Source organism: Duncaniella sp. B8 (assembly GCF_005304985.1).
Lineage (GTDB): Bacteria > Bacteroidota > Bacteroidia > Bacteroidales > Muribaculaceae > Duncaniella > Duncaniella muris.
Map to the genome: position 1 here is coordinate 1,292,441 of NZ_CP040121.1, position 18,855 is coordinate 1,311,295.

An 18,855-nucleotide genomic window follows, 5' to 3' on the forward strand; every position below is an offset into this window, starting at 1 on the left:
TTTTATTCCTGCCGCAGCAGAGAGTCATAGATCTCTCCAAGCCGGCGGCCTATAGTTTCAATATTAAAATCTTCATCCGCAAGGCGTAGTGACTCCACCTTCATCCGCTCGCGCAGACCACTGTCTGACATCAGTTTCTCAAGTTGCCCGGCAAGAGCCTCGCAGTCGCCCGGCTCAAAGAGCAGAGCCTCGCGGCCGTCAGTCACGATGTCGGGCAGACCTCCGACAGGAGTGGCCACAACCGGCAACCCGTAGGCCCATGCCTCCAGCACCGCCATAGGGAATCCCTCGGCATAGCTTGGAAGGCAGAACACCGAAGCTTTGCGAAAAAGACGGTCCTTGGTCTCGCCTGCCACCCATCCTGTGAACTCGACCTGAGATGCAATGCCTAATTCTCCGGCCAAAGCATTCGCATGGTAAATCTCACCGCTTCCGGCAAACACCAGTTTCCAGTCAGGGAAACGCGGTGCTATGCGAGCGAAGGCCCTTATCAGTTCCGCATAGCCTTTACGTCTGTTTAGCACTCCGGCGTAAAGTATTCTTCGGTATTCGACTGATGCATCCGCAATGCCGTCCTTGTCGATTTGCGGGCAGGGATTATAAAGGACAGTCATTTTGCCCCGGAGATCAAAGACGGAACCCACAAGCCGTTCCCATGTGGGTGACAGCAACAACAGCCGATCAGATTTTCCGAAGAGTTTCCTGTAGACTTCCTTGTATGAACTTTCGATGGTCGACTGCATATCAAAGGCGTGAAAATGCACCACCACCTTTTTACGGGCAAGAAGCGCCAATCGGGCAAACAGCCATTTGCGTCTTGCCGACGGGGGCTCGCTGGTGTGGATATGGACTATCCGACACCAGGGGAGAAAGCAGAGATACTGCGTCATGCCTGCTGCAAGATAAGCAAGCTTGGTCAGCATCGAACCGCTGCGGTGAGTAGGAATCCAGCGGCAACGGTGTTCCCGCCATTGGCGTGTACGCTCATGGGCCATCACCACAGAGGAGATCCCTCCGTGACTATGGCGCGAGGTGGCAAGCACCAATACATCCGGCATTTTGAATTTCATTCCTAAAGATACTCTCGATTAAGAGGTTGCTTAAAAACAATAGTTAAAATCCGAGCAAAAGTCCTGAGGAGAAAAGGCTTAAAAAGCAAACTATGGCATCTGATCAGTGTTAACTGATATTAAAACGCTTTACCCTACACTTATATTGCATGGCATCAGCAGGTAATCGCACTGAGAGGTCGTTTAAAAACAATAGTTAAAATCTGAGTGGTGTATATTTTAGATAAATTATTGCAAATGAGGAAGGAGCCATATCCACTTCAAAACTTTCGCTCAGATTTTAACTATTGTTTCTAAACGACCTCTGAAAAATTTTGGGGCCGGCTTCATTCACATGGAGCCGGCCCGATGGGTTCAATTGTGTGCTCTGCCTGAGAGCTACACATGGTCAGGATTTAAGGCGATTCTACAGATTCATACCAATTGTGTATTGTTCATCAATTTTCTTTACCTTTCTCTATACCATCATATCTATCATCTTAATATTGCTCTTATCTATCTTCTTTTCTGTAGCCGTTAATCCCGGATGACGAAACCCGAAGGTGTTATCACCCGGCCGCAAATTTACAAAAAGAAACCAATCTACCAAAATAAAATTTCAAATTTTATAATTTTAATTTCGAAACGAAACCACAATCTTACTTCACTAAATCTGCAATCGCAACCATCATTCTGTGTTACAATCAATTAAAAAAAGAAACCCGATCTGTCTGGTGTGACGGATCGGGCTGTAAGACGGCATTCCGGAAAGCTGGAGCCAAGAGGCTATCAAAAAAACAACCTCTAAAGCAGCAGTCCGGCAGCTACTTCGTCGGCCTTGGCCTGCGAGTCAAGAGCCTTGATGATTGAAAGCGCGAAAGGAATTGCTGATGACGGCCCGTTGGCGGTGATGACATCGCGGTCCACAACCACACGCTGGTTCTTGTGGCGGGCACCTCCGGCTGCCAGACCTTCCTCGAATCCGGGATAGCAGGTGGCATCATAGCCGTCTATGATTCCGAGCGGCGCGAGCACCACAGCCGGAGCGGCGCAGATAGCAGCAATCTTGCCTCCGCGTTCATGCTGGGCTGAAAGCAGTTCACACACTCGCGCATTGGCAGCCAGATTTGACGCTCCTGGCATACCGCCGGGGCAGATAAGCATCCGCGCTTCCGGCTCACAATCGGCAAGCATCGTATCGGCAGCCACTTCTATGCCGTGGGCGCCTCTTACTGCAAGAGTCTTGTTGATCGACACGGTTTCGACTTCCACTCCGGCACGGCGCAGAAGATCGACAGTGGCAAGGGCTTCGACTTCCTCAAAGCCGTCAGCGAGGAAAAGATAAGTCTTTTTCATAAGCAGCTCTTATTTAGAGGGTGTTTCATAACAATAGTTAAAATCTGAGCGAAAGATTTGAGATGGATATGGCTCTGAATTGAAGGAGCATAGCGAGCTATGTGACTGAAATGAAGAGCCATAGCCACTCAAAGCTTTCGGAGGCGATTGTATTGTTTTTTTGTAAATAGTATATTCCATTTGTGAAAATTTTTAAGTTACCTGAGCCTTGGTGTCTCTTTTGCTAAATTGTTGAAGTTCGTCAGTCGCATAGCTCGCTATGCTTCTTCCTCCCTTGCAACAATTTATCTAAAAGATACACCACTCAGATTTTAACTCTTGTTATGAAACACCCTCTTATATTATATATTATGTATTGATGATTATATCCGGCTATTGAGAAACACACGGGGAAGACAAATTTATTGATTATTTTTAGATTCTTTGTAATTTTGAAGAAAATTTACCACTTATTCATGAAAACCATAAGCCGCTACTGCGCCGTCATACTCCCGATTGTATCCGTCATACTCAGCCTTGCAAGTTGTCAGGGAGGGAAATCCTACCGCACACTTCAGGGAGGAGTGTGGAACACCACCTATAATATAAGCTACTGCGCCGACCGCGATCTGCAGGATTCGGTCATAGCCGTGATGCGCCGGGTTGAGCTATCGCTCTCGCCCTTCTGCGACAGCTCTCTGATCTCGCGCATCAACCGAGGCGAAGACCTTACCGCCGACTCCATGCTCAGGCGCATATTCCTTGCCTCTGTCCGGGTCAACGCCGAAAGTTCCGGCGCATTCGACCCTACTGTGGCCCCGCTTGTCAACCTCTGGGGCTTCGGCTACCGCAAGACAGGCATTGAGCCCTCGCAGCAGGCCATTGACAGCATTATGCCCCTGGTCGGCATCGCGGCCTGCGCCATCGACTCCGCAGGCCACATCCGCAAGAAGTCACCGCAGACCGAATTCAACTTCTCGGCCATCACCAAGGGCTACGGCTGTGACCTTGTAGGCGAGATGCTGCGGCGCAACGGCTGCACCGACTATATGGTCGAAATCGGAGGCGAGATCGCACTCGCCGGTAAAAATCCGCGCGGTGACAAGTGGCACATCATGGTCGACGCCCCGGTTGAAAACGACAGCGCCGTGGTCCACGAACGTATGACCGTCATCGGTCTGACCGACGCCGGAATCGCCACCTCAGGCAACTACCGCAACTTCAAGACCACATCGGCAGGGCGAATCTGGCACACTATAAGTCCGGTCAGCGGCAGTCCGGCCCACACAGATCTGCTCTCCGCCACCGTGATAGCTCCCAATGCCATGCTTGCCGATGCCTATGCCACCTCATGCATGGCCATGAACTCCCGCGAGGCACTCGCCATGCTCGAACGGCTCGACGGTGTGGAGGGTCTGCTCGTCACCCTCAACCCTGCTGATTCAAGTTTCGTAGCCTCCGCCACCTCCGGATTTCCCGCCGGAAAATAGCGAATCAGCGATTTTAAGATTACTTAACATTGTTAATTAACATTTGCAAATCAGCTGACAGAGCACCTTTTTAGCCCGATTTTATGTTAAACAACATATTTTTATAGCATAAATTCAGAAATTTAATCTAACTTTGCACCGGGTTTAAGCGTATATAGTACAGAAGCGCCTCTCAAGAGGACGCACAGAATAAATAAATTAGAGCAACTATATTTTAAGATTGTTTTTAGGTTCAATTTAAATTTCTGCAACTATGACCAACATGCTTAAGGTTCTCAGAGCAGATGTCAACAACATCTTCCGCTCACTCGGCTCAAGTGACAGTTTCCGTGTCACCGGTGACTGTACCATCCGTATCAACGAAGAGACCAAGTAGAAAGATCGCTCTGAAGCAGAGTTTTTTCGGAAGCGCCACCTCACCGCGCATTCCACAATCAATTAACCCATGTATGTTAAACTTTTAAAATGAACACATTATGAAAGTAACAAAAATGGTAAAAAAAGCCATCGAGTGGTATTGCGAATCAGCAGCCCTCATGTATCACCCCGACCACAACAACGATCGCCGAGAAATCTGGTAATCGTAGAGTGCGGAGTGATACCCCTCCTCACTCCGAGGGACATTGAACGTCACTGTCAGAGGACAGAACAAAGCGTTCAGATTCGTTCCCACCGCAACACCGTCTGATAATCAAGCAATTATCGAAAGGACACACGAAAAAAATACACGAAGCGACCCCGAAAGTCACATTTCCGGGGTCGCTTTTTTTGTGTGAGTAACCACTCACACAAAAAAAGAAAACTTCCGACAAGCTGCCGGGCGAATTGTCATTGTTCCCCTTTCGGGGCTTTCGCAACAATGATGTTGCAAAGGTAAGAGGGTGTTTCATAACAAGAGTTAAAATCTGAGTGGTGATCTTTTAGATAAATTGTTGCAAGGGAGGAAGAAGCATAGCGAGCTATGCGACTGACGAGCTTCAACAATTTAGCAAAAGAGACACCAAGGCTTAAGTAACTTAAAAATTTACACAAATGGAATATTCCATTTACAAAAAGACAATACAATCATCTCCGAAAGCTTTGAGTGGCTATGACTCTTCATTTCAGTCACATAGCTCGCTATGCTCCTTCAACTCAGAGCCATATCCATCTCAAATCTCTCGCTCAGATTTTAACTATTGTTATGAAACACCCTCTAAAAAAGTCAAATGTAGGGTGTAAGATTAAAAATTAAGTCGTACTTTTGCGGAAAGGCTATACAAGAAGCCTCATTTTTTCAATCAAATCATTATCTCCCCAAAGCACCATGTCACTTTCCCGTAATTTAGCTTACGCCACTATGACAACCTTGGCTTTAGGCACATTAGCCGGATGCTCCAATCAGAAACAGCTCGCTTATCCGGCAGCCCCGTCTGACAACACAGTCGACACGATCTTCGGCATGACAGTACCTGATCCCTACCGTCCGCTCGAAAACGACACCGCAGCCGAAACCCTCCGCTGGGTCGAAGCCGAGAACAAGGTGACCGAAGACTACCTCTCGAAAATCCCATTCCGTTCGAAAATCAACTCCCGCTTGACCGAACTCAACAACTACGTCAAGCGCGGCATGACCTATCGGGAACATGACGGCATGTTCTATTTCTTCGAAAACGACGGCCTGAAGAACCAGTCGGTGCTCTACCGCAAACCCACCGTTGACAGCACCGAGCGCGAAGTCTTCCTCGACCCCAATACCCTGAGCGATGACGGCACAGTGGCCCTCACAGGAGTCTTCCAGTCAAAAGACGGCAAATACACAGCCTACACCATCAGCCGCAGCGGTTCAGACTGGACCGAAATCTTCGTGATGGACACAAAGACCAAAGAACTCCTTCCTGACCACATACTCTGGGGCAAGTTCACCGATGCTTCCTGGGACGGTGACGGCTTCTACTACAGCGCCTACCCCGTGCCGGAAGAAGGAAAGGAATTCTCCAACGCCAACCAGAACCACCTCGTCTACTATCACAAGCTCGGCACTCCCCAGAGCGAAGACACCATAGCGTTCAGCGACCCGCAGCACCCATTCCACTTCCACAGAGCACAGGTGGCCGAATCGCAGCCTGTGACCTTCGTTCACATCGGAGGTGCCGGTGTGGGCGATGCGCTTAAAGTGCGCAAAAACGGTGTCTGGACCGACATGCTCCCCTCTCAGGACTATAACAATAGTGTCATCGATGTAATCGACAACAAAATCTACATCGTAACCTCCTACGGCGCTCCCAAAAACCGCCTAATGGTGGCCGATCTCGCCAACCCGTCTGTTGAAAACTGGAAAGAGCTCGTCCCCGAAGCCGACGGAGTGCTCACCGGCGCGCAGTTCTCAGGCGACAAACTCTTCCTCACCTATGAAAAAGATGCAGCCAACCAGGTGGCCATCTATGACATGAACGGCAAGAAGGAGGCAGACGTAAAGCTTCCCGGCTACGGATCGGTATCAGTCTACACCGAACGCAAGCATCCCGGCGAAGTCTACTACAGCTTCTCATCATTCACAGCTCCCGCCGCACAGTATGCCTATGACATGGCAACCGGCGAAAGCAAACTCATCTTCCAGGCCGAGATCAACGGCGTGGACCTGGGCGAATACGTCACAGAACAGGTGTTCTATCCCTCGGCTGACGGCACAAAAGTCCCCATGTTCCTCACCTACAAGAAAGGCCTTGAGCGCAACGGCAAGAATCCCGTCTATCTCTATGGCTACGGAGGCTTCAACGTCTCGCTGACTCCCGGCTTCTCGGCCAACCGCCTCTTCCTCCTCGAAAACGGCGTGATCTACGCCCAGGCCAACCTGCGCGGCGGCTCGGAATACGGCGAGGAATGGCATCAGGCCGGAACCAAGATGAACAAGCTCAACGTGTTCAACGACTTCATCGCAGCAGCCGAATATCTCGTCAAGGAAGGCTGGACATCTCCTGACTTCCTCACCATAGAAGGCGGCAGCAACGGCGGTCTTCTCGTGGGAGCCTCAGTCAACATGCGCCCCGACCTCTTCAAGGTAGCCATTCCACGTGTAGGCGTGATGGACATGATGCGCTACCACCTCTTCACCATCGGCTGGAACTGGGCTTCGGACTACGGCACAAGCGCCGACTCGCCCGAAATGGCAAAATATCTCCTTGACTACTCGCCCCTCCACGCCATACGCAACGACGGCACTCCTTATCCGGCTATCCTTGTCACCACGGCCGATCATGACGACCGTGTGGTGCCCGCCCATTCCTTCAAATATGCCGCCGCCCTCCAGGCCGCCGACACCGGTGACGCTCCCAAACTCATCCGCATCGACTCAAAGGCCGGCCACGGAGCGGGCAAACCCATAGCCAAAGTGCTCGAAGAGTACACCGACATGTATTCTTTCATGTTCGAAAACCTCGGAATCGAGCCTAAATAAACCGAACCCATTCACACCTCTCCGAGGATCCAACACTTGATGAAACCACTGAACCGGCTCCCGCTTTTCATAACCGCAACATTACTCTCCATAGCACTTCACAGCTGCTTCACAGGCGTGGAATACACACCTAAAGTCTCGGAGCGCGATGTGCGGCGCGAAAACATAGTTTCCACTCCGGAGGACACCTTTCTGGCCAACGTGGCCGACAGCCCCCTCCCGGAGTGGAAGCCGGGGAAAAGGTTTTTCGTCACGGACGACAAAATCCGTCTCATCTTCGGAGCAACCGCCACGCCCTATGATTCGCTCGGAGGAAGCACCATCGAGTTTCTTGACGTGCATGAAGCCCCCTCGATAGTCGGCACTTCTGTGACCGACCTGACATTCGTTGCCCCTGACGGACGCCGCTTCGTCTACCGCATCAACCGGCCGCTTGCATCAGTCATGAACCAGGAAAACCTGCATGTGCCATTTACCATCCAGGAGAGCCTGGTAAACTCGGCCGACTCTCTGCTCCGGGGCAAAAAACTCTATGTCATGACCCGCACCTGGCGCGACGACGCCGACAACTCGGTCAGCGGACGCCAGTTTGTAGAGATCCGCGTCGACTCCGTGACTCCCGGCAACGACATCTACCCGATCAAGGTCTCTTTCACTGATCTTCTCGGCAACTCGGCCCGTATCTTCCTCCATCCCGGCCCACGCGGCCACACCCCACGCTCCTTCCCGGTATTCTTCTCTTTCACTGACCCGCGCCTGAAATATCCCGCCATCAGCGATGCCGTTTGGGAAAATATCATCAACGGCCGCGTGGCCCTCGAAATGACCCGCGAGGAATGCCGCCTTGCCCTCGGTGCACCACACGAAGTGGACCGCGGAGCCGACAATTCCTATCTGCGCGAAGTCTGGCTCTACGAAAACGGCATCTACCTCGTGTTTGAAGACGGACTCCTCAAACGTTTCCGCCGCTGATCCCAAGGTCTGACAGACCTCTCCGCTCTCTCTCCTCTCCCCGCTCTACACCTGACCTCCTCTCTCGTTCAACTGCAAACCGACAACCCGCCTGACATTCTTACCTTAAGAGGGTGTTTCATAACAAGAGTCAAAATCTGAGTGGTGTATCTTTTAGATAAATTGTTGCAAGGGAGGAAGAAGCATAGCGAGCTATGCGACTGACGAGCTTCAACAATTTAGCAAAAGAGACACCAAGGCTCAGGTAACTTAAAATTTTTTACAAATGGAATATCCTATTTCCAAAAAGACAATACAATCGCCTCCGAAAGTTTTTAACTGTTGTTATGAAACACCCTCTAAATTATAATCAATCCTTCTCATGTTTCTACGCTATTACCTATTTTTGCTATTCACATTGCTACTCTCGTCAACATCGCTTGCGCAAGAAGACGTAATCATCGTCAAGCAAGGCACCTGGAACGTTGATCCTACCGAAGCCGGCCGCCTATACCCGACGGGCAACAGCCAGTATGTCGGCAACATTACCGACGGCCACCTGTGGGCCTTGGAATATCAGGGGACAACCTATAATCCGGAAGGCTGGGAAGACTACTACAACAAGTCGCCCCTCAACAAGACTTTCACATTCAAGAAAAACGCCTCCGGATCATTGCAGACAGGTCAGACCGGCCAGAAATACAAGCTCCGCGCCACTCTCTCGGCCGACAAGAGCTCGATCGACCTGGAATTCCTCGTCCCCGACCCCCCAAGACCCATCACCACCACCATAGACTCAAAAAACATCACCCTCATAGATGACAGCGGAATAGCATCAGCCACGTTCACCTGCAACAGAACCTTAAACCGAAACAAAAAAGACATCACAATCGGCGCACTCTCTTTCGAGGGGCAGACCTACGGCATCGCAGAGCAGCCATCATTCACAGACTCACCTGATTCGCAGAGCCGCACACTCCGCCTCACCCCCGGCACAAACGCAGGCATCACACTCTCGGTCATCGGCTACTACACTCTGTCTGTCCGCACAGTCAATGGAGTTCCCGTAGAGCTTACTGTCCGCAAACTCGCCGCCGATGAAGAACCGAACACCCCGCTTTCCGCAACCTTCCCCGAAGCCATGCTCGGATGCTCCAATGCTCTGCCATACATCCCTGATGAACCGCTGACCCTTTGGTCAAACGAAGAGGGCTATGGCAGAAACCCCGTCGATGTAGGCAATTACGGAGCCAATTACAGCAATGTTTTCCTCCTTGGCAACGGAAGCCTCGGCATAGCCACCGAATGCAACCAGTCGGAAGGCATACTCATAAACGAGAAAACTAACTATGACTCCAACCCCGACCCTGACCACAAATATGTAAACACCGGCACCTACTGTCCGATCGGCGCACTCAAGATTACACGCGGCGGCGAAAGCCCGGCCCACGGAAGCACCTTCCTGCGCCAGCTCGACCTGACAACAGCCGTGGCCTCGGCCATGAACCGCTGGACAGCAAGCGGAAAAGAAAAAATCTACACCCGCGAATATCTCGTCAGCCGCGCCAATGACGTCGGAGTGCTCCACTTCACCACCAACGGCGAGGTCAAACTCAACTACTCTTTCGAATCAAGCATAGCCGGCAGCGGCTCTGAAGGTCTCGTCTCTGCAACCTCCGGCAACACCTCCAACTGCCGAATACGTTTCAACCTCACCTTCAAAGTGATTCAGAAAGGCGGCTCGCTGACCACCTCAGGCAGCACCGTAAGCGTGACCGATGCCGATGAGATCACCGTGGTCTTCGGCGTAGGCACAAACTATGACATCGACTCGCCCACCTTCTACTCCGGCGAGAGCGACAACCGTCTTGCCGAGCGCGTCCGCTCAACCGTAGAAAGCGCCGCGGCCCTCGGATGGCAAGCTCTATATGACAATCACATAGCTGAATACAGCCCCCTCTTCAACGCCGCCCGCTTCGAACTGGCCGAAGCCACAAACAACGCCCCGACCTCACTGCTCAAACAGCACTACGAAGGCGCTTTCACAGCCACAGCCGCTGACTCCGACGACCGGACCCGAATGATCGACATGCTCCTCTTCGCAATGGGCCGCTACCTCAACCTCGCCTCCTCACGCGGCGATCTCGCCCTCCCCAGCAACCTCCAGGGCATCTGGGCCAACCAAAGCCCGCAATGGAACTGCGACTTCCACGCCAACATCAACCTCCAGATGAACTACTGGGCCGCGGAAAACACCAACATCTCCTCAGCCCACATGCCCTTCCTCAACTACCTCAAAAAGATGGCGGCCACACAGTGGAAAGGCTATGCCGACAAACTCGTGGCAGGCACAGGCGGATGGACCCACCACTTCGCCACCAACACCTTCGGGGCATCAGGCGTCTACAACGGCGAATACACCGAAGCAGCCGCCTGGAACTGCACCCACATCTGGCAGCACTATCTCTACACACAGGACCGCCAGTTCCTCGCCGACTTCTTCGACACCCTCTACGGAGCCGCCCGCTTCTACTTCGGCTATCTGCGTGACACCGACGGCGACGGACTTCTCGAAATCCCCAACAACTACTCGCCCGAACTTGCCGGAGGCACATCTGTGGCAGTCCACGCCCAGCAACTCGTCTATCAGCACCTCTGCAACACCCGCGATGCGGCCGTCATCCTCGGCAAGACTGCTGAAGCCGCCAACTGCCAGTCATATATCGACCGCATGTACAACGGCATCGACATTGTCAACGGCGAACAGTGCGAATGGAAAGGAGCCCTCACCTCCGAGCCGACCCATCGTCACCTCTCCCACCTGATGTGTCTCTACCCACTGGGCCAGGTATCGCCCTATGACAGCGACCCCACTAACTTCAATGGTTCCTACAAGGCCCTGCTCAAACGCGCCGATGCCGACGGCGGTGAAGACGCCGCATGGAACACAGCATGGAAAATGTGCTGCTACGCCCGCTCGCTCAAAGGAGACCTCGCCCTGCGTCAGCTCGCCTACGGAATGGCTGAACGTATCACCCCCGACCTCCGCACCACCTGCAAACACACCTTCCAGATCGAAGGCGGAGCAGGCATCTCGGCCGCGATCGGCGAAATGCTCCTGCAGAGCTACTCCGGCACCCTCGACATTCTCCCCGCCCTCCCCTCCACATGGCCCACTGGCTCTGTCAAAGGACTCAAGGCCGAAGGCAACTTCACTGTCGACATCTCATGGGAAGAAGGAGAGATCACAGAGATCCGCATCGCCGACGGCCTGAACCAAGCCATCCGCGAAGGCGGTGTGCAGCTCCGCATCCATGCCGCCAACATGTCGGACAACGGCATCTATATCGACGGCAAACCCTATCAGAGCCGTTCATCAGCCCTGCTCTATGAACCCCGGACTGACAGCTACCTGCTGACAATCCCCGCCGGCACTCCCAACAACGCCTCAATAACACTCGGCGCCTCCACCACAACCGGAATCGACACTCCTGAGCTCGGCACCCCTGACAGCGAAGCGCCCGTCAGACTCTTCGACCTCCAGGGCTGTCCGGTCAGCGGAGATCCGCAGCCGGGCATCTACATCCGCCGCCAGGGCAACTCCGTCAGCAAAATCCTCATAGGCGGCTGCTGACAGCCGTTGAACTCCGCAGGGCGCGTCAGCGTTATAGTTGCAGTACTCATTGACAAAAACAGGATTCCGGACCTGTCCGGCATCGAATTTTAACAACCAACAATTATGATTACTGTAACATATCTCGACCACAGCGGTTTCGCGCTGACCACCCCCGGAGCGGTGATGGTATTCGACTACTACAAGGACCCTGACAAAAAACTTGAAAAAGTGCTGCGCGACTCGCCTGAAAAGCTCGTGCTCTTCTTCGTCTCGCACCATCATCCCGACCACTTCAACACCTCGATCTTCGAACTGGCCCAGGACCGCAAGCGCACCTACATCCTGGCCAACGACATCTTCTCTAAGTTCGTCCCGAAGACGGGACTCTCAGTTGCCTGGATGTCGGCCGGCGACGTGATCGACAGCATCCCCGGCACCACCCAGGTCAAAGCCTACGGATCGACCGACACCGGCGTAAGTTACGCCATCACCCTCACTGACGGGAGCGTCATCTTCCATGCAGGCGACCTCAATGACTGGCACTGGAGCGAGGAATCGACCGAACGCGAAGTGGCCAAGGCCGAAGAGCGGTTCAAGGTCATAGTAGACCGCATAGCCGAAGAGATCCCAGAAATCAAGATCGCCATGTTTCCGGTCGACGCCCGCATGGGAACTGACTTTGCCAAAGGCGCGCAGATCTTTCTCTCGAAAGTCAAGGTCGACAACTTTTTCCCGATGCACTTCTGGGGAGAGCCGCAGAAAGCTTGTGACTTCAACACCTATGTCCCCGTAGGCAACGCCACCCGCTGCTACTGCCTCGACCGCCCCGGCATGAACGTCGAGATCAAAGGCTGACACCCATCGGATTCTTCAAACCATACCGGCTCGAATGGGCTCTCTAAAGCCCATTCGAGCCCATGAAAATGTTCTTTACAAAAATTTTACTTTTGTAAGGAACATTTTTTGTAACTTTGTGCTCTTACCATATTATAATAGTTGCCTTAAGCAACATAACCAACCCGCCCGATAATGAGAAAGCTGATAGTCCTCCTGGCCGTAATAGCCTCAAGCGCCATCATAGTTACCTCCTGCGGAGGCAAAAAGACTGCCGAGATTCCCGCAGCCACCGCCGAAACAGTCGAAGGACAGAAATCGCAGCTCGCCGAAGCCCTCTCCACCGGAAATCTCCGGCAGGCATCAGCGATGGCTGACAGCATGTCGCTCTTCGTTGACGACTTCACCCCCGAACAGACCGTGCAGGTGCTCAGTGCCTTTGTCAAGGTCTATTCCGACGCCCAGTCGAAGCGTGAATCGAGACGCGCACTGGAAACCGTGCGCAAATACGTCGATGTCTATGACATAGCCCTGAGCGTCAACCCCAAAGACACCCGTGCGGCTTTCGAGAAAGCCCGCCGGGCCGGCACCGGACTCGATTTCGACTCCATAGCCCGCGCCTTCCGCGAAAAACTCTCCAACTATGACGCCATGCAGGACGGCTCGCTTACAGCGCAGAGCAGCGAACCCGCTGACACCGCCAAGGCCCAGGCCGACACCGTCAGCGCCACGGCTCCGGTAAAAGAAATCCCGCTCGAACACCGTCCCGCCGAATAAGAGGTTGTTTAAAAAAACAACGACCTCTAATCATCCACCAACACCCAACCACGTTCCACGCACACCCAACTCATGCAGTCAATAATCAGCCGTTATAAATCTCTCTTCACATTTCTGGCCGGCATCATAGTCATAGCCGGCATAGCATTCGCATTCTTCTACCCCGACGCCGCCGAGGGCAACCAGCTCCGCCAGCACGACATGCAGCAGGGCGCCGCCATAGGCCAGGAAGCAAAAGCCTATGCCGAAGCAACCGGCGAAGTTTCCCGCTGGACCAACTCGCTCTTCTCCGGTATGCCCAACTTCCAGATCTCGCCGTCATATCCCTCAAGCCGCCTCTTCAGCTGGATCGGATCAGTGATGAGCCTCGGACTCCCCTCCCCCTCGTCGCTCCTGGCCATGATGATGGTCGGATTCTTCATTCTGCTGATAGTCATGAAAATGCGCTGGTATGTGGCACTGCTCGGAGCCATAGCCTACGGATTTTCGTCATACTTCATAATCATCATCGGCGCGGGCCATATATGGAAATTCGTAACCCTCGCCTACATCCCGCCTACAATCGCCGGCATAATCCTCTGCTACCGCGGACGCTACCTTGCCGGCGGCGCTATGGCCGCGGTATTCGCCATGATGCAGATAGCATCGAACCACGTGCAGATGACCTACTACTTCCTCTTCGTCATCCTCGCCATAGTCATCGCAAAACTCGTCGCTGCCATTCGCGCCAAAGAGATGCGCCGCTGGGGCATAGCCACCGGAGTGCTTGCCATTGCCGCCGGACTGGCTGTGACTGCCAACTCGCCAAGCCTTTATCTGACCTACGAATACTCCAAGGAGACCATGCGCGGACGCCACAGCGAACTGTCGCAGCCCGCGACCGACAATTCGAACTCAACTGCAGGTCTTGACAAGGACTACATCACACAATACAGCTATCAGCCATCCGAAACATTCTCGCTCCTCATCCCGAACATAAAAGGCGGAGCCTCGGCAAAACCGGAGAAAGGACGGATGACAACACTGGGTCTCTCAGACCTGCCCGATGCCAGAGAGATGGTGGCCAATGGAAAGATCGACTCCATGCAGGAACAGTATCTAAGCTACATGAGCCAGTATTTCGGCGATCCGGAAGGCACCAACGGCCCGGTCTATGTCGGCGCGCTCATTTTCGTTCTTTTCATTCTTGGCTGCATGATAGTCCGCGGCCCAATGAAGTGGGCGCTGGTCATACTGACAGTATTTTCCATAGTCCTCGCCTGGGGACGCCACGCGATGGTCTTCACCGACATCATGCTCTCGATAGCTCCGATGTATTCCAAATTCCGCACCGTGGAGAGCATCCTCGTCATAGCCGAGTTCACCATGCCACTACTCGCAGTCATGGCTCTCCAGCAACTCGTGGCTGACCGCAGCCGTCTCGACTCCTACCGCCGCCCGGTGATCTGGAGTTTCGGCATCACCCTCGCCATCTGCGCCATAGCCTTCATAGCCCCCTCGATGTTCGGAAGCGTCATCACTGACAATGACCGCTACATCGACAACATGATCACCTCACAGCTCATGCAGCAAGGCTACGACGCCGCTACCGCCCGCCAGTTCAGCCTCCAGAATCCGGCCATCTACTCCGCCATCGAGAGCCTGCGCGAGGGGCTGATCTCAACAGACGCCATCCGCTCATTCGTCATCACAGCCCTCGGCTTCGTGATGATCATGCTCTACATCCGCCGCCGCATCTCGGCCGCCATCTCAATGGCAGTCATAGGTGTCATAGTCCTCGCCGATCTCTATTCGGTCAACAAGCGCTATCTGAGCCACGACAGCTTCGTGCCGCGCCAGCTCACTGCGGGAGCACCGATTGAAATGACACCGGCTGACCGGACCATCCTCCAGGACACCGGCATGAACTACCGCGTCATGGACATCCCCCGTTTCTACAGCGCCGATCCGTCGTATTACCATAAGATGATAGGCGGCTACCACGCGGCCAAACTGACCCGCTATCAGGATCTTATTGACCGCCATCTCGCCAACTTCACCCGCGGCACCGAGTCAGATGCCGACTGGAATGTGCTCAACATGCTCAACGCCCGCTACATAGTCGACATGCAGGGACAGCCGCTGCGCAACCCGGAGGCTCTCGGCAACGCCTGGTTCGTTGACCGTGTCAGCTACGTCGGCACTCCTGACGAGGAAATGGCGGCTCTCTCGGTCATCAACCCCGCATCGGCAGCCGTGGCCGACAGGAAATTCGAGTCAGCACTCGGCTCCTCGGCTCCAAAAACGCCCGGCGACACAATCATCGAAACCTCATATGCCCCCAACCGCCTGACCTACACAGCCAACAGCGCCAAAGGAGGAGTAGCCGTATTCTCTGAAGTTTACTTCCCCTGGGGATGGAAGGCCACAATCGACGGTCAGGAAGTGCCCCTGAGCCGTGTCAACTACGTGTTGCGCGCACTCCCCCTCCCCGCCGGCAAGCATGAGATCGTGATGACTTTCGACCCGCAGTCGCTCCACACCACTGACACAGCGGCCACCATAGCCGTCTTCCTCATCTATCTAGCAGCGGCCGGAGCCATCGTCACAGCGCTGCGCAAAGGCGGCAGGAAGCCGGAATCCGAGACCCAGACAGCAGAGACCGATGCCTCTGAAAGCTAAACTGCGCCTGACACTCCGCAGACTCTGGCGTCCGCTCGGACGCGCCCGCCGCAGCCGTGGCTTCGGTGTGCATTCGCCTTTTGCCTTCCGCTTCATCACCCTGGTGCTGCGTGACAGCCGCAGCGTCTACTATTCCACCGGAAAAATCCGCGACTTCGCCGCAGGTCGCCGCCGCCGGCGCAATCTGGCCATGCTCTTCCGCATAGTCTGTGACCGCAAGCCTCAGACTCTGGTCCTTCCGCCTGACCTGCCTGAAGCGGAGCGCCGGGTGATCCACATGGCCGATTCGCGGCTGCAGCCCATCACTCCGGCCGAAGCTCTGACACTGCCTGCCGGCTCCTGCCGGCTCTTCATCTGTCTTCCGGAACTTTCAGCTGAGAATCTTCAGGCCGGCCGCCGGGTGCTTTCTTCTGAAGACTCCACACTCGTGCTTCTTCGCGCCGACTCACACCGGCTCGCCACTCTGAAAGACGGACTTGACCACATCATGACTTTCACCAACGGAAAATATGCCGTGCTCGTAAGCCGCCACGGTCTCCCGATGCAGAATTTCGAGATCAATTTCTGACCGTCAACACCCACTCTGACCCCGATGCGTGACATCACTGACATACAGCGCATACTAAATGACTACGATGCCTATCTCTCCGTGGAGAAAGGCATGGCAGAAAACACCCGCGAGGCCTATCGCCGTGACATAGACAAACTCCATGCATGGCTCACGGCCGGCGGACTGTCGCTGCGCGATGTCACCATCGACATCCTGCGCGAATTTCTCGGCGACCTCCACGATGTAGGCATAGCCGAACGCTCCCAGGCCCGCATCGTCTCAGGCCTCCGCTCCTATTTCTTCTTTCTGAGCATAGAGGACTATCTCAACCCCAACCCCGCCGAACTGCTCGAACAACCCAAAACCGGACTCCATCTGCCCGAAGTGCTGACTCAGGAAGAGATCGACTCGATGATCAGAGCCATCGATCCGGAAAAAGCCGAAGCCTCGCGTGACCGCGCCATCATCGAGACCCTCTACGGCTGCGGCCTGCGCGTCAGCGAACTTGTCAATCTTGAGATCTCGAAGATCTACGGCCAAGAGGGCTATCTGATAGTACGCGGCAAGGGCAACAAGGAACGCATGGTACCCATGTCAGAAGTATCGCTCTTAGAGATCAGCGACTATCTGATGGACCGCATGCATCTTGACATCAAGTCTGACAGCCGCGACATACTCTTTCTGAACCGCCGTGGCGGACGCATGACCCGCGTGCGCATATTCCAGATAGTCAAGGACCTCGCCGCCGCCGCCGGCATACGCAAGACCATCTCGCCCCACACCCTGCGTCACTCCTTCGCCACCCATCTGCTCGAAGGAGGCGCCAACCTGCGCGCCATACAGCAGATGCTCGGCCACGAAAGCATAGCCACAACCCAGATCTACATCCACCTCGACCGCTCGACACTCCGCAGCGACATCCTCACCTACCACCCCCGCAACCACCCCCGCAGAGATTAGCCAAGCGTCATCTGTCTCGCCATCCTTCTATTCCTCTTTTCTCAAAAAATCGTTAGCGCAGAAAATTCAGAGGGTGTTTCATAACAAGAGTTAAAATCTGAGTGGCGTATCTTTTAGATAAATTGTTGGAATGGAGGAAGAAGCATAGCGAGCTATGCGACTGACGAGCTTCAACAATTTAGCAAAAGAGACACCAAGGCTCAGGTAACTCAAAATTTTTCACAAATGGAATACTCTATTTACAAAAAGACAATACAATCGCCTCCGAAAGCTTTGAGTGTCTATGGCTCTTCATCTCAATTCTTTCGCTCGGATTTTAACTATTGTTATGAAACACCCTCTTAGCAGTAACTATTGTCTATATCTTCCCAGATAGCCTCCGGCAACCTCTGCTCCATGATCCAAGTAAACTTCACGGCATTTTCAAATGTTATTCTTGTGATTACCAAATATTTTTCCTATCTTTGCGCGAATTGAAAAAATTAAGCAATGGGGAAACAGATCATTCTTTGGTTATTGGCAAACGCGCTGTTGCCGATTGCTGTTCCGGCTTTATTCCTTGCCGTCGTAGCATGGTTTATTGACGGATCGTTTCCTTTTGGGGATCTAATGATACAGTTGATCAAAGAAGGTTTCTACATTTTCTCCGCTCTAACTCTTGTTTTCAGCCTCTATGAAGAATACGACCTGCTAAAGAAATGTGTGGGGCCTCTTATGCAGACATGGCTCGTGCTGATGGCAATAGCTACACTTGGCATGTTCTATGTAATGAGGAAAGATGCCACCACCAATTATGTTGCAGCCCATCAGTTTCAATTCTATGTTGTCTGGATCGCAACAGCAATTTCTGCCATTGTTATAAAATTTAAAATTTTAAGATTAAAGACAAATCTCGGTTTATGAACTTCGATCTCACATACATAATAGATATTATCGCTATAGTAAGTTCCATTGTATCGGTTGCTATACTGTGGAACACAATCCGCGATGTTCGTAACACTAAGAAAAACTTGCGTCTGAAAAAGACTCAGACCGAGATCAACCTGTCTGACTACGATCAGATACTCCGCGCCACACATGAAATAGAAACCGAACGTCAAAGAAATCAGGGTTCGCATTTTGAAGATGAAACCGTCTATCTGAACCGAGCGAAATTAATACGGGAAAAATCGGCTTTCTTTTCATGGGTTAAATGA

General features: G+C 53.2%; 13 protein-coding genes. 11 read left to right on the top strand and 2 right to left on the bottom strand.

The window, feature by feature from the left end; genetic code table 11:
- Positions 1-2: 2 nt before the first annotated feature.
- Both FDZ78_RS05720 and FDZ78_RS05725 read right to left on the bottom strand, forming a co-directional pair.
- Positions 3-1,070, bottom strand: a complete 1,068-nt coding sequence (locus FDZ78_RS05720; RefSeq protein WP_136408199.1) for a glycosyltransferase family 4 protein — start codon at positions 1,068-1,070, stop codon at positions 3-5.
- 783 nt (positions 1,071-1,853) lie between these two features.
- Positions 1,854-2,405 (bottom strand): DJ-1 family glyoxalase III, encoded by a 552-nt coding sequence (locus FDZ78_RS05725; RefSeq protein ID WP_136408200.1) that lies wholly within the window; start codon positions 2,403-2,405, stop codon positions 1,854-1,856.
- A 455-nt stretch (positions 2,406-2,860) separates the two neighbouring features.
- Between FDZ78_RS05725 and FDZ78_RS05730 the strand changes: the two genes are divergently transcribed.
- From FDZ78_RS05730 to FDZ78_RS05780, 11 genes are all read left to right on the top strand, one after another.
- Positions 2,861-3,874 (top strand): FAD:protein FMN transferase, encoded by a 1,014-nt coding sequence (locus FDZ78_RS05730; protein ID WP_136408201.1) that lies wholly within the window; start codon positions 2,861-2,863, stop codon positions 3,872-3,874.
- Between the two features lie 1,339 nt (positions 3,875-5,213).
- A complete protein-coding gene (locus FDZ78_RS05735) occupies positions 5,214-7,310 on the top strand; it encodes a prolyl oligopeptidase family protein (RefSeq protein WP_136408202.1) in 2,097 nt (698 codons plus the stop codon).
- 39 nt (positions 7,311-7,349) lie between these two features.
- Positions 7,350-8,282, top strand: coding sequence for a hypothetical protein (locus tag FDZ78_RS05740; RefSeq protein WP_136408203.1), 933 nt, complete (start codon positions 7,350-7,352; stop codon positions 8,280-8,282).
- 361 nt (positions 8,283-8,643) lie between these two features.
- Entirely contained in the window at positions 8,644-11,895 is a 3,252-nt protein-coding gene (locus tag FDZ78_RS05745; protein ID WP_136408204.1) for a glycoside hydrolase N-terminal domain-containing protein, read from the top strand.
- Positions 11,896-12,000: 105 nt separating this feature from the next.
- Positions 12,001-12,732 (top strand): MBL fold metallo-hydrolase, encoded by a 732-nt coding sequence (locus FDZ78_RS05750; protein ID WP_136408205.1) that lies wholly within the window; start codon positions 12,001-12,003, stop codon positions 12,730-12,732.
- A gap of 174 nt (positions 12,733-12,906) precedes the next feature.
- On the top strand, positions 12,907-13,488 hold the full coding sequence (locus FDZ78_RS05755) for a hypothetical protein (RefSeq protein WP_123397895.1): 582 nt from the start codon (positions 12,907-12,909) through the stop codon (positions 13,486-13,488).
- A 72-nt stretch (positions 13,489-13,560) separates the two neighbouring features.
- The gene (locus FDZ78_RS05760; RefSeq protein ID WP_136408206.1) at positions 13,561-16,149 is read left to right on the top strand and encodes a YfhO family protein; all 2,589 of its coding nucleotides are present in this window, start codon (positions 13,561-13,563) and stop codon (positions 16,147-16,149) included.
- Positions 16,133-16,717, top strand: coding sequence for a hypothetical protein (locus tag FDZ78_RS05765; RefSeq protein ID WP_107032498.1), 585 nt, complete (start codon positions 16,133-16,135; stop codon positions 16,715-16,717). The genes FDZ78_RS05760 and FDZ78_RS05765 overlap by 17 nt, the downstream gene beginning before the upstream one ends.
- 24 nt (positions 16,718-16,741) lie before the next feature.
- The gene (gene xerD, locus FDZ78_RS05770; RefSeq protein ID WP_123397893.1) at positions 16,742-17,659 is read left to right on the top strand and encodes a site-specific tyrosine recombinase XerD; all 918 of its coding nucleotides are present in this window, start codon (positions 16,742-16,744) and stop codon (positions 17,657-17,659) included.
- Between the two features lie 489 nt (positions 17,660-18,148).
- Positions 18,149-18,562 (top strand): hypothetical protein, encoded by a 414-nt coding sequence (locus FDZ78_RS05775; protein ID WP_123397892.1) that lies wholly within the window; start codon positions 18,149-18,151, stop codon positions 18,560-18,562.
- Entirely contained in the window at positions 18,559-18,855 is a 297-nt protein-coding gene (locus FDZ78_RS05780) for a hypothetical protein (RefSeq protein ID WP_123397891.1), read from the top strand. Before FDZ78_RS05775 ends, FDZ78_RS05780 begins: the two co-directional genes overlap by 4 nt.